Below are 14,249 nucleotides of genomic sequence, written 5' to 3' on the forward strand. Positions count from 1 at the left end.
TCATTGTTTCTCCTCTTTGTCCCCTGTCCGGCTTATCAGCCCGCTGGCCGGGTCACAACGCAGGATTGACCGAAACGTGAGGACGGATCTATCTGGCACTTTCCTGCCAAAACGTAGATGCTGTGCGGAAGGTTAACGGAGGCCAAAATGCCGCTTGGATATCGCCGGATCTCGCTGGCTCTGGCCTGTGCCGTTGCGGCGGCGCTGCCTGCGGATGCGCAGGATGCGAACCCCAGATTCAGTGCGTCCGATATTAACAGCGCACAATATACAGGCAGCGACCTACCTGCGGGCCGGTCGGCTTTGACGGCGCGGGTACAGGTTCTGCTGGATCGGTCAGGCGTGTCGCCGGGGGTCGTGGACGGCTTTCGCGGCGAAATGAGTGCCAGCGCAATCATGGCGTTCGAGCGTCGCGCCGGCCTGCCCATCGACGGCCAGATGGACGCAGCGGTCTGGAACCTGCTGCAACCTTACGCCGCCCAACCCGAAACCATGGACTATACCATCACCTCCGAGGACACCGCCGGGCTGGTCACGACGATCCCCAGCGATTACGGCGAAAAGGCGCAGATGGCCTCGCAAGGGTTTACCAGTATTGCCGAAAAGCTGGGCGAGCGGTTCCACATGGACGAAAAATTCATCGACTTCCTGAACCCCGGCGTAACGCTGCAATCCGGCGCGACGATCAAGGTGACGGTCCCTGCCAGACCGATCAAGGCGCAGGTCACACGGATTCTGGTGGACAAGGCCACGCGCCGGGTCGCCGCCTATGACGCGGCGGGGCGGATGGTGGTGGACTATCCCGCGACCATCGGGTCGGACGCGACACCCTCGCCCTCGGGGACGCATACGGTGGTAACGGTGGCGCTGAACCCCAACTATACTTATAATCCGGCAAAGAACTTCCGTCAGGGCGAAAATGACAGACCGCTGATGATCGCGCCCGGACCAAACGGCCCGGTCGGCAGTGTCTGGATCGACCTGACCCGGCCGACATATGGTATCCACGGCACTCCTACGCCCTCGCAATTGTTCCGCAACCAGTCACGCGGCTGTGTGCGGCTGACCAACTGGGACGCCGAGGAACTGGCGCATATGGTTCAGCCCGGCGTCACCATCGTCGAGTTTCTGGCCCCCGGCACGACCATTGCCGATGCCGCCAGCAAGGTTCCGGTTCCTGCGCAGCCAAAGGCGGATAGCGGATCGCTGGTGCTGACATCCTCGCGTGCGCCGCTGGCCCGTCCGGCGCGGCAGGGACAACTGGCGACCATCGCGCCCCAGCCTGCGCCTGCTGCCACGCCTGCACGTTCTGCCGCGCCTGCACGTTCTGCCGCGCCGGTGCCGGACGTCGCAGACGCGCCGGTCTATGAGGATACCAGCGAAGACGCCGCCGACCTGACCGCACCGCCGCATGATGCCGATCTGCTGCGAAAGGCAATAAACGACGCGCTGTCACATAACCTGCAACCCGCCCCGGTTCTGCACCAGCAATAGCCTGATGGCGCGGGCGGGGCTTCCGAAAGGCGGATGCCGCTTTTCGGAAGCCCCGTGAAATCAATGCCCCCGTCCAGGCATCCGCCAGCAAAGCCGCGAATGCCCGCCTAGCGGTCGCATTGGTTAAGGTCCAGATAGCCTGCCTCGAAGCGTGCCAGACGGGCCAGCCCCTCCCAATCGAGGATGGTGACATCCGCGCTGGTCCAGCGGATCAGCCCCCGGTCGCGCAGATCGCGAACAGCCCGGTTCACATGGATCGGGGTATAGCCCAGAATCTCTGCCAGTTCGCGCTGCAACAGCGGCAGGTTGAACCTGTGGTTGCTGGCTGCCCCAACGACATTCAACCGCGTGTAGATTTCACACAGCAGATGCGCAAGATGCGCACTGGACCGAAGCGAGGCCGCCGCCACCAGCCACTGCCGCTGCACCGCCGCGTCGATCAGCGTCGCCATCCACAGAAGCCGGGTCAGGTGAGGAAAGTTCTCGGTGATCTCGGTCAGGTCGTCATGACTGACCCATTCGACCTCGGCCGGACCGACCGCGATGACCGAATGATCCAGCCCCGCCAGAACGAAACCGTGCAGATCAACGAAATCTCCGGGAACGTGTAGCGCGGTGATGACCCTTTCCCCCGGCCGATCAGCCAGCGGATGCGACCTTGCGGACAGGCCACGCAGCATCATGCAACTGCGCCGATACTCTCTTTCGACCGGAACGATCACCTCGCCCGGAGCAAAACTGATTTGTTCAGTTCTTATCGCTCTGAGCCGCGCGAGATCGGAATCAGAGAGTGCGTCACGCCGTTGAAGATAACGGATAAAATAGTCACTGATGGCCACTCTCGGACCTCCTTTCCTGGGGCTGCAGGACAGTTGCAAATCGGCCCGTAGGAAGCAATGGGAGGGGGGCGTGTTCTAACATTCATTAAGTATGTTCTTAATACCCTCCGTTACGCCGCCGCGACTGCGCGGGACGGTGCGGAACCTGCAATACTTCGGCCAAAAGGCCGAAACTGCCGGGAATCGAGCCACTGTCACGGGTGACGAACTGGTCAAGCTGAGGATGCAATGAAACGGCCTCATCCAGCTGAGGATCCGCCCCCGGAGCGTACAGACCGGCGCGAATCATCAGTTCAGACTCGGCATAGGCCCCCCATGCTGCCCGCGCACGACCGATCAGCGCGTTCTCGGCGGCATCTGCGGCATCGGGCAAGGCACGCGACACCGATCGCACGACATCAATCGCCGGAAAGCGCCCGCGCTCGGCAATGCTGCGATCCAGCACGACATGCCCGTCCAGCGTACCGCGCAGAATGTCGGCGACCGGTTCGTCCATATCAGATCCGGCGACCAGAACGCTGAAAATGCCGGTAATATCGCCCTCGCCTTCCAGCCCCGGTCCGGCACGCTCGGCCAGTGCCATGATCAGGTTCGACAGGGACGGGGGAAAACCGCGATAGCTGGGCGGCTCGCCAGCGGCCAGCGCGATCTCGCGATGGGCCTCGGCAAAGCGGGTGATCGAATCGGCCAGCAGCAGGACATGCTTGCCCTGATCGCGGAAATGTTCGGCCACCGCCATCGCCGCCCATACGCAGCGCCGCCGCAGCAGGGGCGAGCGGTCCGATGTCGCCGTCACGATCACCGCCCGTTTCATTCCTTCGGGGCCAAGCGTATTTTCCACGAAATCACGCAGTTCGCGCCCGCGTTCACCGATCATCGCGATGACCACGACATCGGCCTGAACGCCCCGTGCCAGCTTGGAAAGCAGCGTGGACTTACCCACCCCCGAGCCAGCGAACAGGCCGATTCGCTGCCCTTGCACCAGAGGCAGGACCGTGTCGAACACCGCCAGCCCCGTAGACAGCCGCGCCCCCAGCCGTTTGCGCCGGACGGCGGGCGGTGCTTCACTGCGGAAGGCGCGGGGCATCGGCCCCTGCGGCAACGGGCGCCCGTCCAGCGGCTGCCCCAGCGGATCGATGATTCGCCCGATCCATGCGTCACAGGGCGAAATCAGCGGCGCGAACAGCAGTTCCACCCCGGAACCGATCGACAGCCCCTCGGGGGGGCCTTCGGGCAGCACCTCGGCATGGGTGCGGGTCAGGCCGACGATTTCACCCGTCATCTGCCCCGTTTGCAACGAGATCGCGACGCGATCCCCGACCGAGGCATGCGCGTTAAGCCCCGTGACGCTGATCAGCCCGGCGCGAATCGTCTGTACGCGACCGCGATAGGATACTGTGCTCAGCTTCCGCATCCTGTGAATGATCGATTCAATTTTATCCATTCCGTTCCCTCTGCGCCCAACGCCAGTGCCTCGCGACGAAACGGTTTCTAAACCAAATGGGGTTAAGACCGGGTTTATCGAAGCTGAGGAGAAACCTCGTGTTTGAACGAATCGAAATGATGAATATGGCGCGGGCAATGACCGACCATGCCGCCCGAAGGCAGATCATCGTCGCCCGCAATGTCGCCAATGCCGACACGCCCGGATTCAAGACCCTTGACCTTGAGGCATTCGAGGACAGCTATCGCCGCAGCGACATGGCGGGCCTGCGCGCTACCCGTTCAGGACATCTGGGCAGCGCCGACTGGTCGCCCGCCGCTTCGCGCGAGTTTGGCGTCGAAACCGGCCTTTCGCCCAATGGCAACTCGGTCTCGCTTGAGGACGAGATGGTCAAAGAGGCCGAAACCCGGCGCGAACACGAGCTGTCGCTGGGGATCTACCGATCGTCGCTGGACCTGCTGCGCACCAGTATCGGTCGGCGTGGTTAAGAGGGCGGAACATGACAGAACAGGTTTCCGCCCTGCGGCTGGCCGCATCCGGGCTGCGCGCACAAAGCGAAAGGCTGCGCCACACCGCCGAAAACATCGCCAATGCCGATACGCCCGGCTATCGCCGCAAGCTGGTCAGCTTTGACGAGACGATCCGCTTTGGCCGCCCCACGGGCGAGGTTCAGGCTTCGCGCACCATGCTGGACAGGACCGGGCTGCCGCGCATCCATGATCCGTCGCATCCGATGGCGGACAAGGATGGCTATTACCTTGGCTCGAATGTCGATCTGGTCGTCGAGATCGCCGATTCGCGCGAGGCGGGCCGCAGCTATGAGGCCAATCTTCGCATCTTCGAACAGACCCGGCAGATGGGATCGTCCCTGCTGGATCTTCTGCGCCGCTGAAGGAATTCATCATGTTTACCGCAATCAATGCCGCAAGCGCCTATCAGGCCGCCCGCCCCGCCGTCGCCCCCGACCGGAACGCCGAACCCGATGCCGTCGCCCGCCTTGGCAACGCCGCCGATGCCTTTGCGCAGCAGATGGCGCAGGTGGATACCGCCGCCACCGGCGCCATGACCGGCCAGGTCGAGACACATCAACTGGTCCAGACCATCGCCGAGGCTCAGCTTGCCATGGAAACGGTCGTGACGATTCGCGACAAGGTCGTCGAGGCCTATCAGGAAATCCTGCGGATGCCGGTCTGAGGGCGCGCCATGACCACTGAGACACTGCTTTTCGACGTGCTGCGTCAGGCGCTGCTGGCGGCCGTCAGGATGTCCGCGCCGCTGCTGATCGTGGCGCTGGTCGCGGGCGTCGTGATCGGCCTGTTTCAGGCGCTGACTTCGGTACAGGAAATGACGCTGACTTTCGTTCCCAAGGTCGGGCTGATGCTGGCCGTGTTCTGGGTCACGATGAGCTTCATGACCACCACACTGACCGATTTCTATGTCGGCCGGATCATCCCCCTGATCGCCGGAGGCTGACATGGACAACGCCATCTATGCCGCCCTGACCCGGCAATCGGGGCTGATGAAGGAAATGCGCGTCGTCGCCAACAATATCGCCAACGCGAACACCACCGGTTTTCGCCGCGAGGGCGTGATCTTCGCCGAGCATCTGTCGGCGCTGGATCGCAAGGGCGACACGCTGTCCATGGCCAATGCGCGCGGGCGGCTGATTGACCTTGGACAAGGCGTGCTGAACCAGACCGGCGGGGCCTTCGATCTGGCCATCGACGGCGACGGGTTCTTCATGGTCCAGACGCCCGACGGCAACCGTCTGACCCGTGCGGGGGCATTCCTGCCCTCGGGCGAGGGCGAATTGATGACCGCCGACGGCTTTCGCCTTCTGGACGAAGGGCAGGCCCCGATCATCATCCCGGCGGGGGCCGCCGCCGTTTCGGTCGGGGTTGATGGTACATTGTCAGCCAATGGCGTTCCCTTCGGGCGCATCGGTGTCTTTGCCCCGGCAGAGGGCGCGGATCTGACGCATGAGGGCGGCACCGTCTTTCGCAGCAGCGGCGACCCGGAACCCGTCGAGGACGCCCGCATCCGTCAGGGCTTTCTTGAGGATTCGAATGTCGATCCGATCTTCGAGATTTCCCGCATGATCGAGGTCCAGCGCGCCTACGAGCTGGGCCAGTCCTTCCTTGACCGCGAAGATCAGCGCATTCGCAGCGCGATCACCGCCATGACCCGCTGAAAGGAACCGCCATGAGAGCGCTTCAGATCGCTGCCACCGGCATGAGTGCGCAGCAAACCCGCGTCGAGGTCATCTCGAACAACCTCGCCAACATGTCCACCACCGGCTATAACGCCCGGCGCGCCGAATTCGCCGATCTGCAATATCAGCAGGCCACGCGTCCGGGTAGTGTAAGCGCCGCCGACGGCACGGTGATCCCGGCGGGGGTCCAGCTTGGCCTTGGCGTCCGGCCGACCGCTGTGTCGATCAATCTGGAACAGGGGTCACTGGTCGCATCCGGCGGCGATCTGGATCTGGCCATCGACGGCGACGGCTATCTTGAGGTGACGCTGCCATCCGGGATTTCGGGCTATACGCGCGACGGCGGGCTGAAACGATCGCCCGACGGGCAAATCGTGACCTCGGATGGCTATCCGGTCGCGCCGGGCATCACCATCCCCGAGGACGCGCGCTCGATCTCGATCAATGCGGGGGGCGAGGTTTACGCCTATTTCAACGACCGGGTCGAGCCGGAACAACTGGGTCAACTGACGCTGGCTGGCTTTGTCAACGAAAAGGGGCTGGAGGCGATGGGCTCGAACCTGTTTCTGGAAACCCCCGCCTCGGGCGCCCCGCGCGTCGTGAACCCCGGACAGGAAGGGCTGGGCATTCTGCGGCAGGGCTATCTTGAGGAAAGCTCGGTCGATGCGGTGCGCGAGATCACCGAACTGATCAAGGCGCAGCGCGGATACGAACTGAACGCCAAGGTCATTACTGCCGCCGATCAGATGATGGGCGCGACGGTACAGGTGCGCTGATGCGGATTCTACTGGTCATCATGGCGCTGCTGCCCCTGCCGGCGATGGCCGGCGGGCTGGCCGCCGCACGCACACTGCCCGCAGGCACCGTCATCACCGCTGCGGATCTTCGCGTTCACGACGGCCCTGTTCCCGGCCTGACCGACCCGTCTCAGGCCATCGGCCTGCAAACGCGGATCACCATCTTCGAGGGCCGCCCGATCCAGACCAGCCTGCTGCAGGCCCCCCGGCTGATCAGCCGCAACCAATTGGTGCGGCTGTCCTTTCAGCGCGGCGCCTTGCGCATCACCTCGGACGGGCGCGCGCTGGAGGAAGGCGCGGCTGGCGATCTGGTGCGGGTGATGAACCTGGAATCGCGCAACACCATCACCGCCCGCGTCAATCCCGACGGCACCGTCTCTGTCGCGAATTGAACCGGGCCGGGCGAAAGGACGAATCCGCATGAAACCTATCCATTTTCTCTGCGTGGCGCTGATGCTGGGCGCATGCAACCGGGCGGCCGATCTGGGGCAGACGCCTGATCTGACCGATCCGCGTCAAAGCGGCGAGTTTTCGGCAATGATCAATCCGCCGCTGGAAATTCCGGTCGATTCCGGCCGACCCGAGGCCGCGGCCTCGCTCTGGGCGGGGACGCATTCGTCGCTGGTCAGCGACCGCCGTGCCGCAACCCGCGGGGACATCCTGACCGTGGTGATCGAGATCGACGACCGCGCCGAGATCAGCAATACCTCGGGCCGGTCACGCAACGCCGCCGAAAACCTGTCGATCCCCTCGATGGTCGGCATCCCGCAGCGTCTTGCCGGAAAGCTGCCCGATGGTGCCAGTTTCGACGATCTGGCCGAGGCGAAATCGTCTTCGGCCTACAAGGGCGCCGGAAATATCTCGCGCCGGGACAAGCTGACGCTGCGGGTGGCGGCGACGGTGGTGGACACATTGCCAAACGGCACGCTGCAGATCGAGGGCACGCAAGAGGTTCGCGTCAACTTTGAGCTGCGCGAACTGACCGTCAGCGGCTTTGTCCGCCCTGCCGATATCGACCGCAAGAACGAGATTGCCTATGACCGCATCGCGGGGGCGCGCATCTCTTACGGCGGGCGCGGCCAGATCAGCGATGTGCAGCAGCCACGCTATGGCCAGCAGATCGCCGACATCCTTCTGCCCTACTGAGGATCCCCCATGCTGAAGAAAATCCTGATGCTGCTGCTGCCGCTGACCGCCCTGATCGGCGGGGCCTTCGGCGGCGACATGCTGCGCCCTGAACCTCCGGCCGACGAAACCGCAGAGGCAGAACAACCCGCCGACCCGGCGGTCGAGAAAGCCGTTCATACGGCCGGGTCCGATGGCGCACCGGGCTGGTTCACCTTTTCGAACCAGTTCTTCGTGCCGATGGTCCGCAACGGCGATATGGGCGCATTGATGATCCTGACCCTGTCGCTGGAAACCACCCAAAGCGAGCTGGGAAGGCTGGGCCAGCTTGAACACCGGCTGCGCGACGCGCTGTTGCGGCAATTGATGATCGCTGCGAATACCGGCGGCTTCGACGGCAATTTCACGGCCGAGGGCAAGCTGCGCCCACTGCGCGAACATCTGCTGAAGGCCGCCCGCGACGCCGGGGGCGACACCGTCAAGGCGGTTCTGATCGAGGATATCGCCCGCCAGGACAGGTTATGACGCCCCGGCCCTTGCGTCGCCCCCCGCCGCGCGGCATCAGGTTCGCGGATGCCCGAAGGACCGTTTGCCATGTGCCCGACCCGATCCCAGCCGCATATCGCCATCCTTCTGGCGACCTTTCAGGGCGCGCAGTTCCTTGAGCCGCAGCTTGCCAGCCTTGCGGCGCAAAGCCATGGGAACTGGTCGCTGATCGTTTCGGATGACGGTTCCACCGATGGAACCCTGGGAATCGTCACCGCATTCGCGGCGTCACGGCCTGACGGGCAGGTCCGTCTGGTGGCCGGGCCGCAGGCGGGTGCCACACGGAATTTCCTTCATCTTCTTGGGATTACACCGGAAAATTCGATTGCCGCATTCTGTGATCAGGACGATGTCTGGTTCGACACCAAACTGGAGCGTGCGGTCAGCGCGCTTGCGCCGGTCGCTGGTCCGGCGCATTACGCCGCCCGCACCCTCATCTGCGATGAGCAATTGCAGGTTCTGACCGAATCCCGCCGTTTTGTCCGGCCGTTCGGCTTTCGCAACGCGCTGATTCAGGCCTGCATGGCCGGCAATACCTCGGTCTTCAATCCGCAGGCGGTTGCCTTGCTGAAGCAAGGGCTGGAACCGGCGCGCGCGGCTGGGATCGAATCGCATGACTGGTGGGCCTATCAACTGATGGCGGGTGCGGGCGCGACCCTGATCCACGACCCCGAGCCGGTGCTGTACTACCGACAGCATGGCGACAGCGAGATGGGGCGGAACGACACGGCCCGCGCGATGGCGCTGCGGCTGGGAAGGTTGTTTCAGGGCAACTACGGGGGATGGCTGCGGTCTAACCACGCGGCGCTGGATGGTGCGCGCGCGCTGCTGACACCCGCAAACCGCGCGATTCTGGACAGGTTTGGCGAGGCGCTGGACATGCCCGGCCCGCTGGCCGCCCGCGCCTTGTACAGGCTGGGCCTCTATCGCCACACGTGTCCGGGCACATCGGCCTTCTATGCCGCAGCGGCGTTGGGCAGGTTGCGGCGCGCTGACCGATCGGGTGCGGCGGATCGCCGGAAATAAAAATTATACGGAACGGTATGGTAAACTCATGGTTCCTTCCCGGCATCCCTGCCCGCGCCCCCCGGCTAACCGCTGTGATCCGGGTCCGTGCGGCGGGAATCGCCTGCCAGCGCTGCTGCCCCGCCTGCCGGTCCGGGCATCCCGCCTGCGCAAACCACGGGCCTTGCTGCGACAAATGCGCCCAAGCAATCTCCGTCCGGCGCGACAAATTTTCAACAATGCGGTCTTTCGTAGCCACAAGGTCAAGGCGTACCCGCTGGACTGACGCGGATTTGAACGCTAGAACCGCCTGCGCGAAGGCTGCGATCAAACGCGGCCCGGATTATCGTATCGGCCGGCGCGCCCGGCCCGAATTGGAGAATGACCCGTGTCCCACGCAGATGATCACGTAGGCACCAGGAGGGATTTCCTCTACTTTGCCACGGCGGGCGCAGGAGCGGTCGCCACTGGTGCTGCCGCCTGGACCCTTGTGAACCAGATGAACCCCTCGGCCGACGTGCAGGCGCTGTCGTCGATCCAGGTCGATGTCAGCGGCATCGAGGTTGGCACCCAGTTGACCGTCAAATGGCTGGGCAAGCCCGTGTTCATCCGCCGCCGGACCGAACAGGAAATTCAGGAAGGCCGCGCCGTTCAACTGAACGAGCTGATCGACCAGAATGCCGAAAACCCCAACAAGCCGGGCGAGCCCGCGCTGGACCAGAACCGCACGCTGGATGAGGCTGGCGAATGGCTGGTCATGATCGGGGTCTGCACGCATCTGGGCTGCGTGCCGATGGGCGACGGCGCCGGCGATTTCGACGGCTGGTTCTGCCCCTGCCACGGATCACACTATGATTCGGCAGGCCGCATCCGCCGTGGCCCCGCGCCCGAGAACATGCACATTCCCGTCGCCGAGTTTCTCGACGACACGACCATCAAGCTGGGCTGAGGAGGGCTTTACGCATGGCCGGTATCCCACACGACCATTACGAGCCCAAAACGGGCTTCGAGCGTTGGCTGCACCGCCGCCTTCCGGCGATCAGCCTGATCTATGACACGCTGATGATCCCCACCCCGAGGAACCTGAACTGGTGGTGGATCTGGGGCATCGTCCTGGCCTTCTGTCTGGTGCTGCAAATCGTCACCGGCATCGTTCTGGCGATGCATTACACGCCGCATGTCACCCAGGCTTTCGCCAGCGTCGAACATATCATGCGCGACGTGAATGGCGGCTATATGCTGCGCTATCTGCATGCCAACGGCGCCTCGTTGTTCTTTCTTGCTGTCTATATCCACATCTTCCGCGGCCTGTACTATGGCAGCTACAAGGCCCCGCGCGAGGTGACATGGATCGTCGGCATGCTGATCTATCTGTGCATGATGGGTACCGCCTTCATGGGCTATGTGCTGCCCTGGGGTCAGATGTCCTTCTGGGGCGCGACGGTGATCACCGGCCTGTTCGGCGCGATTCCGGGCATCGGGCCTTCGATCCAGACCTGGCTTCTGGGCGGACCGGCGGTCGATAATGCGACGCTGAACCGCTTTTTCTCGTTGCATTACCTGCTGCCCTTCGTGATAGCGGCACTGGTGATCGTCCATATCTGGGCCTTCCACACCACCGGAAACAACAACCCCACCGGGGTCGAGGTGCGGCGCGGCAGCAAGGAAGAGGCCGCCAAAGACACCCTGCCCTTCTGGCCCTATTTCGTGATCAAGGATCTGTTCGCGCTGTCGCTGATTCTGGTCGTGTTCTTTGCCATTGTCGGCTTCATGCCGAACTTTCTGGGCCACCCCGACAACTATATCGAGGCGAACCCGCTGGCGACGCCCGCCCATATCGTGCCGGAATGGTATTTCCTGCCCTTCTATGCGATCCTGCGCGCCTTCACCGCCGATGTCTGGGTCGTGCAACTGGTCAACTGGCTGAGCTTCCGCATCATCGACGCCAAGTTCTTTGGCGTGATCGCGATGTTCGGCGCGATTCTGGTGCTGGCGCTGGTGCCGTGGCTGGATACCAGCCGCGTACGTTCGGGCCGTTACCGTCCGCTGTTCAAGTGGTGGTTCTGGCTGCTGGCGGCGGATTTCGTGATCCTGACCTGGGTTGGCGCACAACCCGCCGAGGGCATCTATCCCTATATCGCCCTGGCCGGCGCGGCCTATTGGTTCGGCTATTTCCTGGTCATCCTGCCTCTGTTGGGTGTGACCGAAAAGCCCGATCCGATGCCCGCGACAATCGAGGCAGATTTCAACGATCACTATGGCGCCAAAGCGCATCCGGCCGAATAAGGAGTGCCATTGATGACCCTGAGAACCAAGACGCTCTCGGCCGTTGCGGCCCTGGGAATGGCCGTGGCGGCGCTGCTGCCCGGCGCGGCGATGGCGGCCGAGGGTGGCCATGTCGAGGACATCTCGTTCAGCTTTGAGGGACCGTTCGGCAAATATGACCAGATGCAGCTTCAGCGCGGCCTTCAGGTCTATACCGAGGTCTGCGCGGCCTGCCATGGGCTGAAATTCGTCCCGATCCGCACGCTTCACGACGTGGGTGGCCCGGCCCTGCCCGAGGATCAGGTTCGCGCCTTTGCCGCGAATCTGGCCGAGATTCCCGATGCCGACAGCGGCGAAGACCGCACCCGCCTGCCGACCGACCATTTCCCGGCGGTCCATGGCGATGGCATGGGTCCGGATCTGTCGCTGATGGCCAAGGCCCGCGCGGGTTTTCACGGCCCCCTCGGCACCGGCATCAACCAGTTCCTTCGCGGCATTGGCGGGCCGGAATATATCCACGCGATCCTGACCGGCTATACCGGCGAGGAAATGGAACAGGCGGGCAGCGTTTTCTATGAGAACACCGCCTTCTCGACCGGCCATATTGCCATGCCGCCGCCGCTGTCGGACGATCTGATCACCTATGAGGACGGCACGCCCGCCACGGTCGATCAGATGGCGCGCGATGTGTCGGCTTTTCTGATGTGGACGGCCGAGCCAAAGTTGATGAACCGCAAGGCCGTGGGTTTCAGCGCCGTGCTGATGCTGATCGTGCTGACTGCGCTGCTGTATCTGACCAACAAGCGGCTGTGGGCACCTCACAAGGGCAAGCACCTGCATGGCTGACCCTTTGGTCGGCACTCAAGGATCAACGCGCGCCCCCAGGGGCGCGCGTTTTTCGTTGGACAAGCCAGAAGGGGGCTGGTCTGATACCGTCGAAACGAAAGGAACATGATGGCAATCTGGAATCTGGGCTCGATCAATATCGACCATGTCTATCACCTGCCGCATCTGCCGCGGCCCGGTGAAACGCTGGCAGCGGGCGGCTATTCCGTTGGATTGGGTGGCAAGGGGGCCAATCAGTCGTTGGCGGCGGCGCGGGCCGGGGCGGAAACCCGGCATCTGGGCGCGACAGGAACAGGCGATGACTGGGTTCTGGACCGGCTGGCGGGTGCCGGCATCCTGACCGACGGGATCCGGCGGTTGGCGGATCAGGCGACGGGCCATGCGATCATCCTGCTGGACAGCGAGGCCGAAAATTCGATCATCATCCACCCCGGCGCGAACCGGGCACTTGACGCCGCCGATTTGGAGCTTGCTCTTGTCCGCATCGCGCCAGGCGACACGCTGCTGATGCAGAATGAAACCAGCTGTCAGGCCGAGGCCGCGCGGATCGCCCGTGCGGCGGGCGCGCGGGTGATCTATTCGGCTGCGCCCTTCGACGTGCAGGCGGTGCAGGCGGTGATCGGCCATGTCTCGGTTCTGGCGATGAACGCGGGTGAGGCGGAACAGCTTTTCGCCGCCTTGCCCGGAGATCTGCCGGTCGAGGGGCTGTTGATCACGCGCGGCGGCGACGGGGCCGAATATCGCGATCTGCGCAGCGGCGAAACCCACCGGCAGGCCGCCTTTCCGGTCACTGCGGTCGATACGACCGGCGCGGGCGACACATTCGCGGGTTATTTCGCGGCGGCGCTGGATCGCGGCGACACCATTGCCGATGCGCTGCGTCTGGCATCGGCGGCGGCGGCGCTGAAGGTCACGCGGCCCGGCGCGGGCGACGCGATCCCGTCCCTGTCCGAGGTGACGGCCTTCATGTCGGCCTGACGATCACCCAAGCGCATAACCCGTGCCGCGCACCGTGCGGACCGGGTTGTCGCCGCCATTGGCCATCAGCGCCTTGCGCAACCGACCAACATGAACGTCAATGGTCCGCGTATCGACATAGATGTCGCGGCCCCAGACGCGGTCCAGCAATTGTTCGCGCGTCCAGACGCGGCCCGGCTTTTCCATCAGCGTGGATAACAGCCGGAACTCGGTCGGGCCAAGATGCAGGGGCTGGCCCCCGCGAAATACCCGATGTTCGGCGGCGTCAAGGATAATGTCCTGAAAACTGAGCCTTTCGCCCATGGTGGCGGGGCGGGTGCGGCGCAACTGGGTCCGCAGGCGTGCCATCAGTTCGACCACGGAATAGGGCTTGACGACATAATCGTCGGCCCCGGTTTCCAGCCCGCGTACACGGTCGGGTTCTTCGGTCCGGGCGGACAGCATGATGATCGGCACACCGCGCGTCGCCGGATCGGCCTTGATCTGGCGGCAGACCTCGATGCCGCTGACCTTTGGCAGCATCCAGTCCAGCACGACCAGATCGGGCTGTTCCTCTTGCATCAGCAGCAGCGCATCCTCGCCATTTTCAGCGACGACGACCTGAAAGCCTTCGGCCTCAAGATTGTATCGCAGAACCTCGCGCTGCGCGCCCTCGTCTTCGACGACCAATACGCAAGGGGCCTGTCGTGCTGTCATGT

18 protein-coding genes are annotated in these 14,249 nt (G+C 63.8%); 15 read left to right on the top strand and 3 right to left on the bottom strand.

Annotation, left to right across the window (positions count from 1 at the left end):
* Positions 1–147: 147 nt before the first annotated feature.
* A complete protein-coding gene (locus tag ACK5L9_RS02565; RefSeq protein ID WP_416909879.1) occupies positions 148–1,494 on the top strand; it encodes a L,D-transpeptidase family protein in 1,347 nt (448 codons plus the stop codon).
* 107 nt (positions 1,495–1,601) lie between these two features.
* Here ACK5L9_RS02565 and ACK5L9_RS02570 read toward each other — a convergent pair whose 3' ends face one another.
* Both ACK5L9_RS02570 and ACK5L9_RS02575 read right to left on the bottom strand, forming a co-directional pair.
* A complete protein-coding gene (locus ACK5L9_RS02570) occupies positions 1,602–2,177 on the bottom strand; it encodes a Crp/Fnr family transcriptional regulator (protein ID WP_416909880.1) in 576 nt (191 codons plus the stop codon).
* A 253-nt stretch (positions 2,178–2,430) separates the two neighbouring features.
* Positions 2,431–3,777: a FliI/YscN family ATPase gene (locus ACK5L9_RS02575; protein WP_416909881.1), complete on the bottom strand. Its 1,347-nt coding sequence runs from the start codon at positions 3,775–3,777 to the stop codon at positions 2,431–2,433.
* A 98-nt stretch (positions 3,778–3,875) separates the two neighbouring features.
* Here ACK5L9_RS02575 and ACK5L9_RS02580 point away from each other — a divergent pair, with 98 nt between their 5' ends.
* The 14 genes from ACK5L9_RS02580 (at position 3,876) to ACK5L9_RS02645 (ending at position 13,551) form a co-directional block, all read left to right on the top strand.
* On the top strand, positions 3,876–4,265 hold the full coding sequence (locus ACK5L9_RS02580) for a FlgB family protein (protein ID WP_416909882.1): 390 nt from the start codon (positions 3,876–3,878) through the stop codon (positions 4,263–4,265).
* 11 nt (positions 4,266–4,276) lie between these two features.
* Positions 4,277–4,669 (top strand): flagellar basal body rod protein FlgC, encoded by a 393-nt coding sequence (gene flgC / locus ACK5L9_RS02585; protein WP_416909883.1) that lies wholly within the window; start codon positions 4,277–4,279, stop codon positions 4,667–4,669.
* Positions 4,670–4,680: 11 nt separating this feature from the next.
* Positions 4,681–4,971, top strand: a complete 291-nt coding sequence (locus ACK5L9_RS02590; RefSeq protein WP_416909884.1) for a flagellar hook-basal body complex protein FliE — start codon at positions 4,681–4,683, stop codon at positions 4,969–4,971.
* A gap of 9 nt (positions 4,972–4,980) precedes the next feature.
* Positions 4,981–5,250: a flagellar biosynthetic protein FliQ gene (locus tag ACK5L9_RS02595; RefSeq protein ID WP_416909885.1), complete on the top strand. Its 270-nt coding sequence runs from the start codon at positions 4,981–4,983 to the stop codon at positions 5,248–5,250.
* A 1-nt stretch (position 5,251) separates the two neighbouring features.
* The gene (locus tag ACK5L9_RS02600) at positions 5,252–5,968 is read left to right on the top strand and encodes a flagellar hook-basal body complex protein (RefSeq protein ID WP_416909886.1); all 717 of its coding nucleotides are present in this window, start codon (positions 5,252–5,254) and stop codon (positions 5,966–5,968) included.
* Positions 5,969–5,979: 11 nt separating this feature from the next.
* Positions 5,980–6,765: a flagellar basal-body rod protein FlgG gene (gene flgG, locus ACK5L9_RS02605; RefSeq protein WP_416909887.1), complete on the top strand. Its 786-nt coding sequence runs from the start codon at positions 5,980–5,982 to the stop codon at positions 6,763–6,765.
* Entirely contained in the window at positions 6,765–7,178 is a 414-nt protein-coding gene (gene flgA, locus ACK5L9_RS02610; protein WP_416909888.1) for a flagellar basal body P-ring formation chaperone FlgA, read from the top strand. The genes flgG and flgA overlap by 1 nt, the downstream gene beginning before the upstream one ends.
* Positions 7,179–7,206: 28 nt before the next feature.
* Positions 7,207–7,932 carry a flagellar basal body L-ring protein FlgH gene (gene flgH / locus ACK5L9_RS02615; protein WP_416909889.1) on the top strand — a complete coding sequence of 242 codons (726 nt, stop codon included), beginning with the start codon at positions 7,207–7,209 and terminating at the stop codon, positions 7,930–7,932.
* A 9-nt stretch (positions 7,933–7,941) separates the two neighbouring features.
* Positions 7,942–8,436 carry a hypothetical protein gene (locus tag ACK5L9_RS02620; RefSeq protein ID WP_416909890.1) on the top strand — a complete coding sequence of 165 codons (495 nt, stop codon included), beginning with the start codon at positions 7,942–7,944 and terminating at the stop codon, positions 8,434–8,436.
* A gap of 69 nt (positions 8,437–8,505) precedes the next feature.
* Entirely contained in the window at positions 8,506–9,483 is a 978-nt protein-coding gene (locus ACK5L9_RS02625; RefSeq protein ID WP_416909891.1) for a glycosyltransferase, read from the top strand.
* Between the two features lie 367 nt (positions 9,484–9,850).
* Positions 9,851–10,411 carry a ubiquinol-cytochrome c reductase iron-sulfur subunit gene (petA, locus tag ACK5L9_RS02630; RefSeq protein ID WP_416909892.1) on the top strand — a complete coding sequence of 187 codons (561 nt, stop codon included), beginning with the start codon at positions 9,851–9,853 and terminating at the stop codon, positions 10,409–10,411.
* A gap of 14 nt (positions 10,412–10,425) precedes the next feature.
* On the top strand, positions 10,426–11,748 hold the full coding sequence (gene petB / locus ACK5L9_RS02635; RefSeq protein ID WP_416909893.1) for a cytochrome b: 1,323 nt from the start codon (positions 10,426–10,428) through the stop codon (positions 11,746–11,748).
* A 12-nt stretch (positions 11,749–11,760) separates the two neighbouring features.
* A complete protein-coding gene (locus ACK5L9_RS02640; RefSeq protein ID WP_416909894.1) occupies positions 11,761–12,573 on the top strand; it encodes a cytochrome c1 in 813 nt (270 codons plus the stop codon).
* Positions 12,574–12,681: 108 nt separating this feature from the next.
* Positions 12,682–13,551 (top strand): ribokinase, encoded by an 870-nt coding sequence (locus tag ACK5L9_RS02645; RefSeq protein WP_416909909.1) that lies wholly within the window; start codon positions 12,682–12,684, stop codon positions 13,549–13,551.
* A gap of 3 nt (positions 13,552–13,554) precedes the next feature.
* Here the strand turns inward: ACK5L9_RS02645 and phoB are convergent, their stop codons facing one another.
* Positions 13,555–14,247 (bottom strand): phosphate regulon transcriptional regulator PhoB, encoded by a 693-nt coding sequence (gene phoB / locus ACK5L9_RS02650; RefSeq protein ID WP_416909895.1) that lies wholly within the window; start codon positions 14,245–14,247, stop codon positions 13,555–13,557.
* Positions 14,248–14,249 lie beyond the last annotated feature (2 nt).

The organism is Paracoccus sp. (in: a-proteobacteria) (assembly GCF_047973135.1).
Classification (GTDB): Bacteria; Pseudomonadota; Alphaproteobacteria; order Rhodobacterales; family Rhodobacteraceae; genus Paracoccus.

Excerpts from the sequence above, each read along its gene's own strand:
- ACK5L9_RS02565 (WP_416909879.1), top strand. The coding sequence starts at position 148 with ATGCCGCTTGGATATCGCCGGATCTCGCTGGCTCTGGCCTGTGCCGTT.
- ACK5L9_RS02570 (WP_416909880.1), bottom strand. The coding sequence starts at position 2,177 with ATGATGCTGCGTGGCCTGTCCGCAAGGTCGCATCCGCTGGCTGATCGG.
- ACK5L9_RS02575 (WP_416909881.1), bottom strand. The coding sequence starts at position 3,777 with ATGGATAAAATTGAATCGATCATTCACAGGATGCGGAAGCTGAGCACA.
- flgC (WP_416909883.1), top strand. The coding sequence starts at position 4,277 with ATGACAGAACAGGTTTCCGCCCTGCGGCTGGCCGCATCCGGGCTGCGC.
- ACK5L9_RS02590 (WP_416909884.1), top strand. The coding sequence starts at position 4,681 with ATGTTTACCGCAATCAATGCCGCAAGCGCCTATCAGGCCGCCCGCCCC.
- ACK5L9_RS02595 (WP_416909885.1), top strand. The coding sequence starts at position 4,981 with ATGACCACTGAGACACTGCTTTTCGACGTGCTGCGTCAGGCGCTGCTG.
- ACK5L9_RS02600 (WP_416909886.1), top strand. The coding sequence starts at position 5,252 with ATGGACAACGCCATCTATGCCGCCCTGACCCGGCAATCGGGGCTGATG.
- flgG (WP_416909887.1), top strand. The coding sequence starts at position 5,980 with ATGAGAGCGCTTCAGATCGCTGCCACCGGCATGAGTGCGCAGCAAACC.
- flgA (WP_416909888.1), top strand. The coding sequence starts at position 6,765 with ATGCGGATTCTACTGGTCATCATGGCGCTGCTGCCCCTGCCGGCGATG.
- flgH (WP_416909889.1), top strand. The coding sequence starts at position 7,207 with ATGAAACCTATCCATTTTCTCTGCGTGGCGCTGATGCTGGGCGCATGC.
- ACK5L9_RS02620 (WP_416909890.1), top strand. The coding sequence starts at position 7,942 with ATGCTGAAGAAAATCCTGATGCTGCTGCTGCCGCTGACCGCCCTGATC.
- ACK5L9_RS02625 (WP_416909891.1), top strand. The coding sequence starts at position 8,506 with ATGTGCCCGACCCGATCCCAGCCGCATATCGCCATCCTTCTGGCGACC.
- petB (WP_416909893.1), top strand. The coding sequence starts at position 10,426 with ATGGCCGGTATCCCACACGACCATTACGAGCCCAAAACGGGCTTCGAG.
- ACK5L9_RS02640 (WP_416909894.1), top strand. The coding sequence starts at position 11,761 with ATGACCCTGAGAACCAAGACGCTCTCGGCCGTTGCGGCCCTGGGAATG.
- ACK5L9_RS02645 (WP_416909909.1), top strand. The coding sequence starts at position 12,682 with ATGGCAATCTGGAATCTGGGCTCGATCAATATCGACCATGTCTATCAC.
- phoB (WP_416909895.1), bottom strand. The coding sequence starts at position 14,247 with ATGACAGCACGACAGGCCCCTTGCGTATTGGTCGTCGAAGACGAGGGC.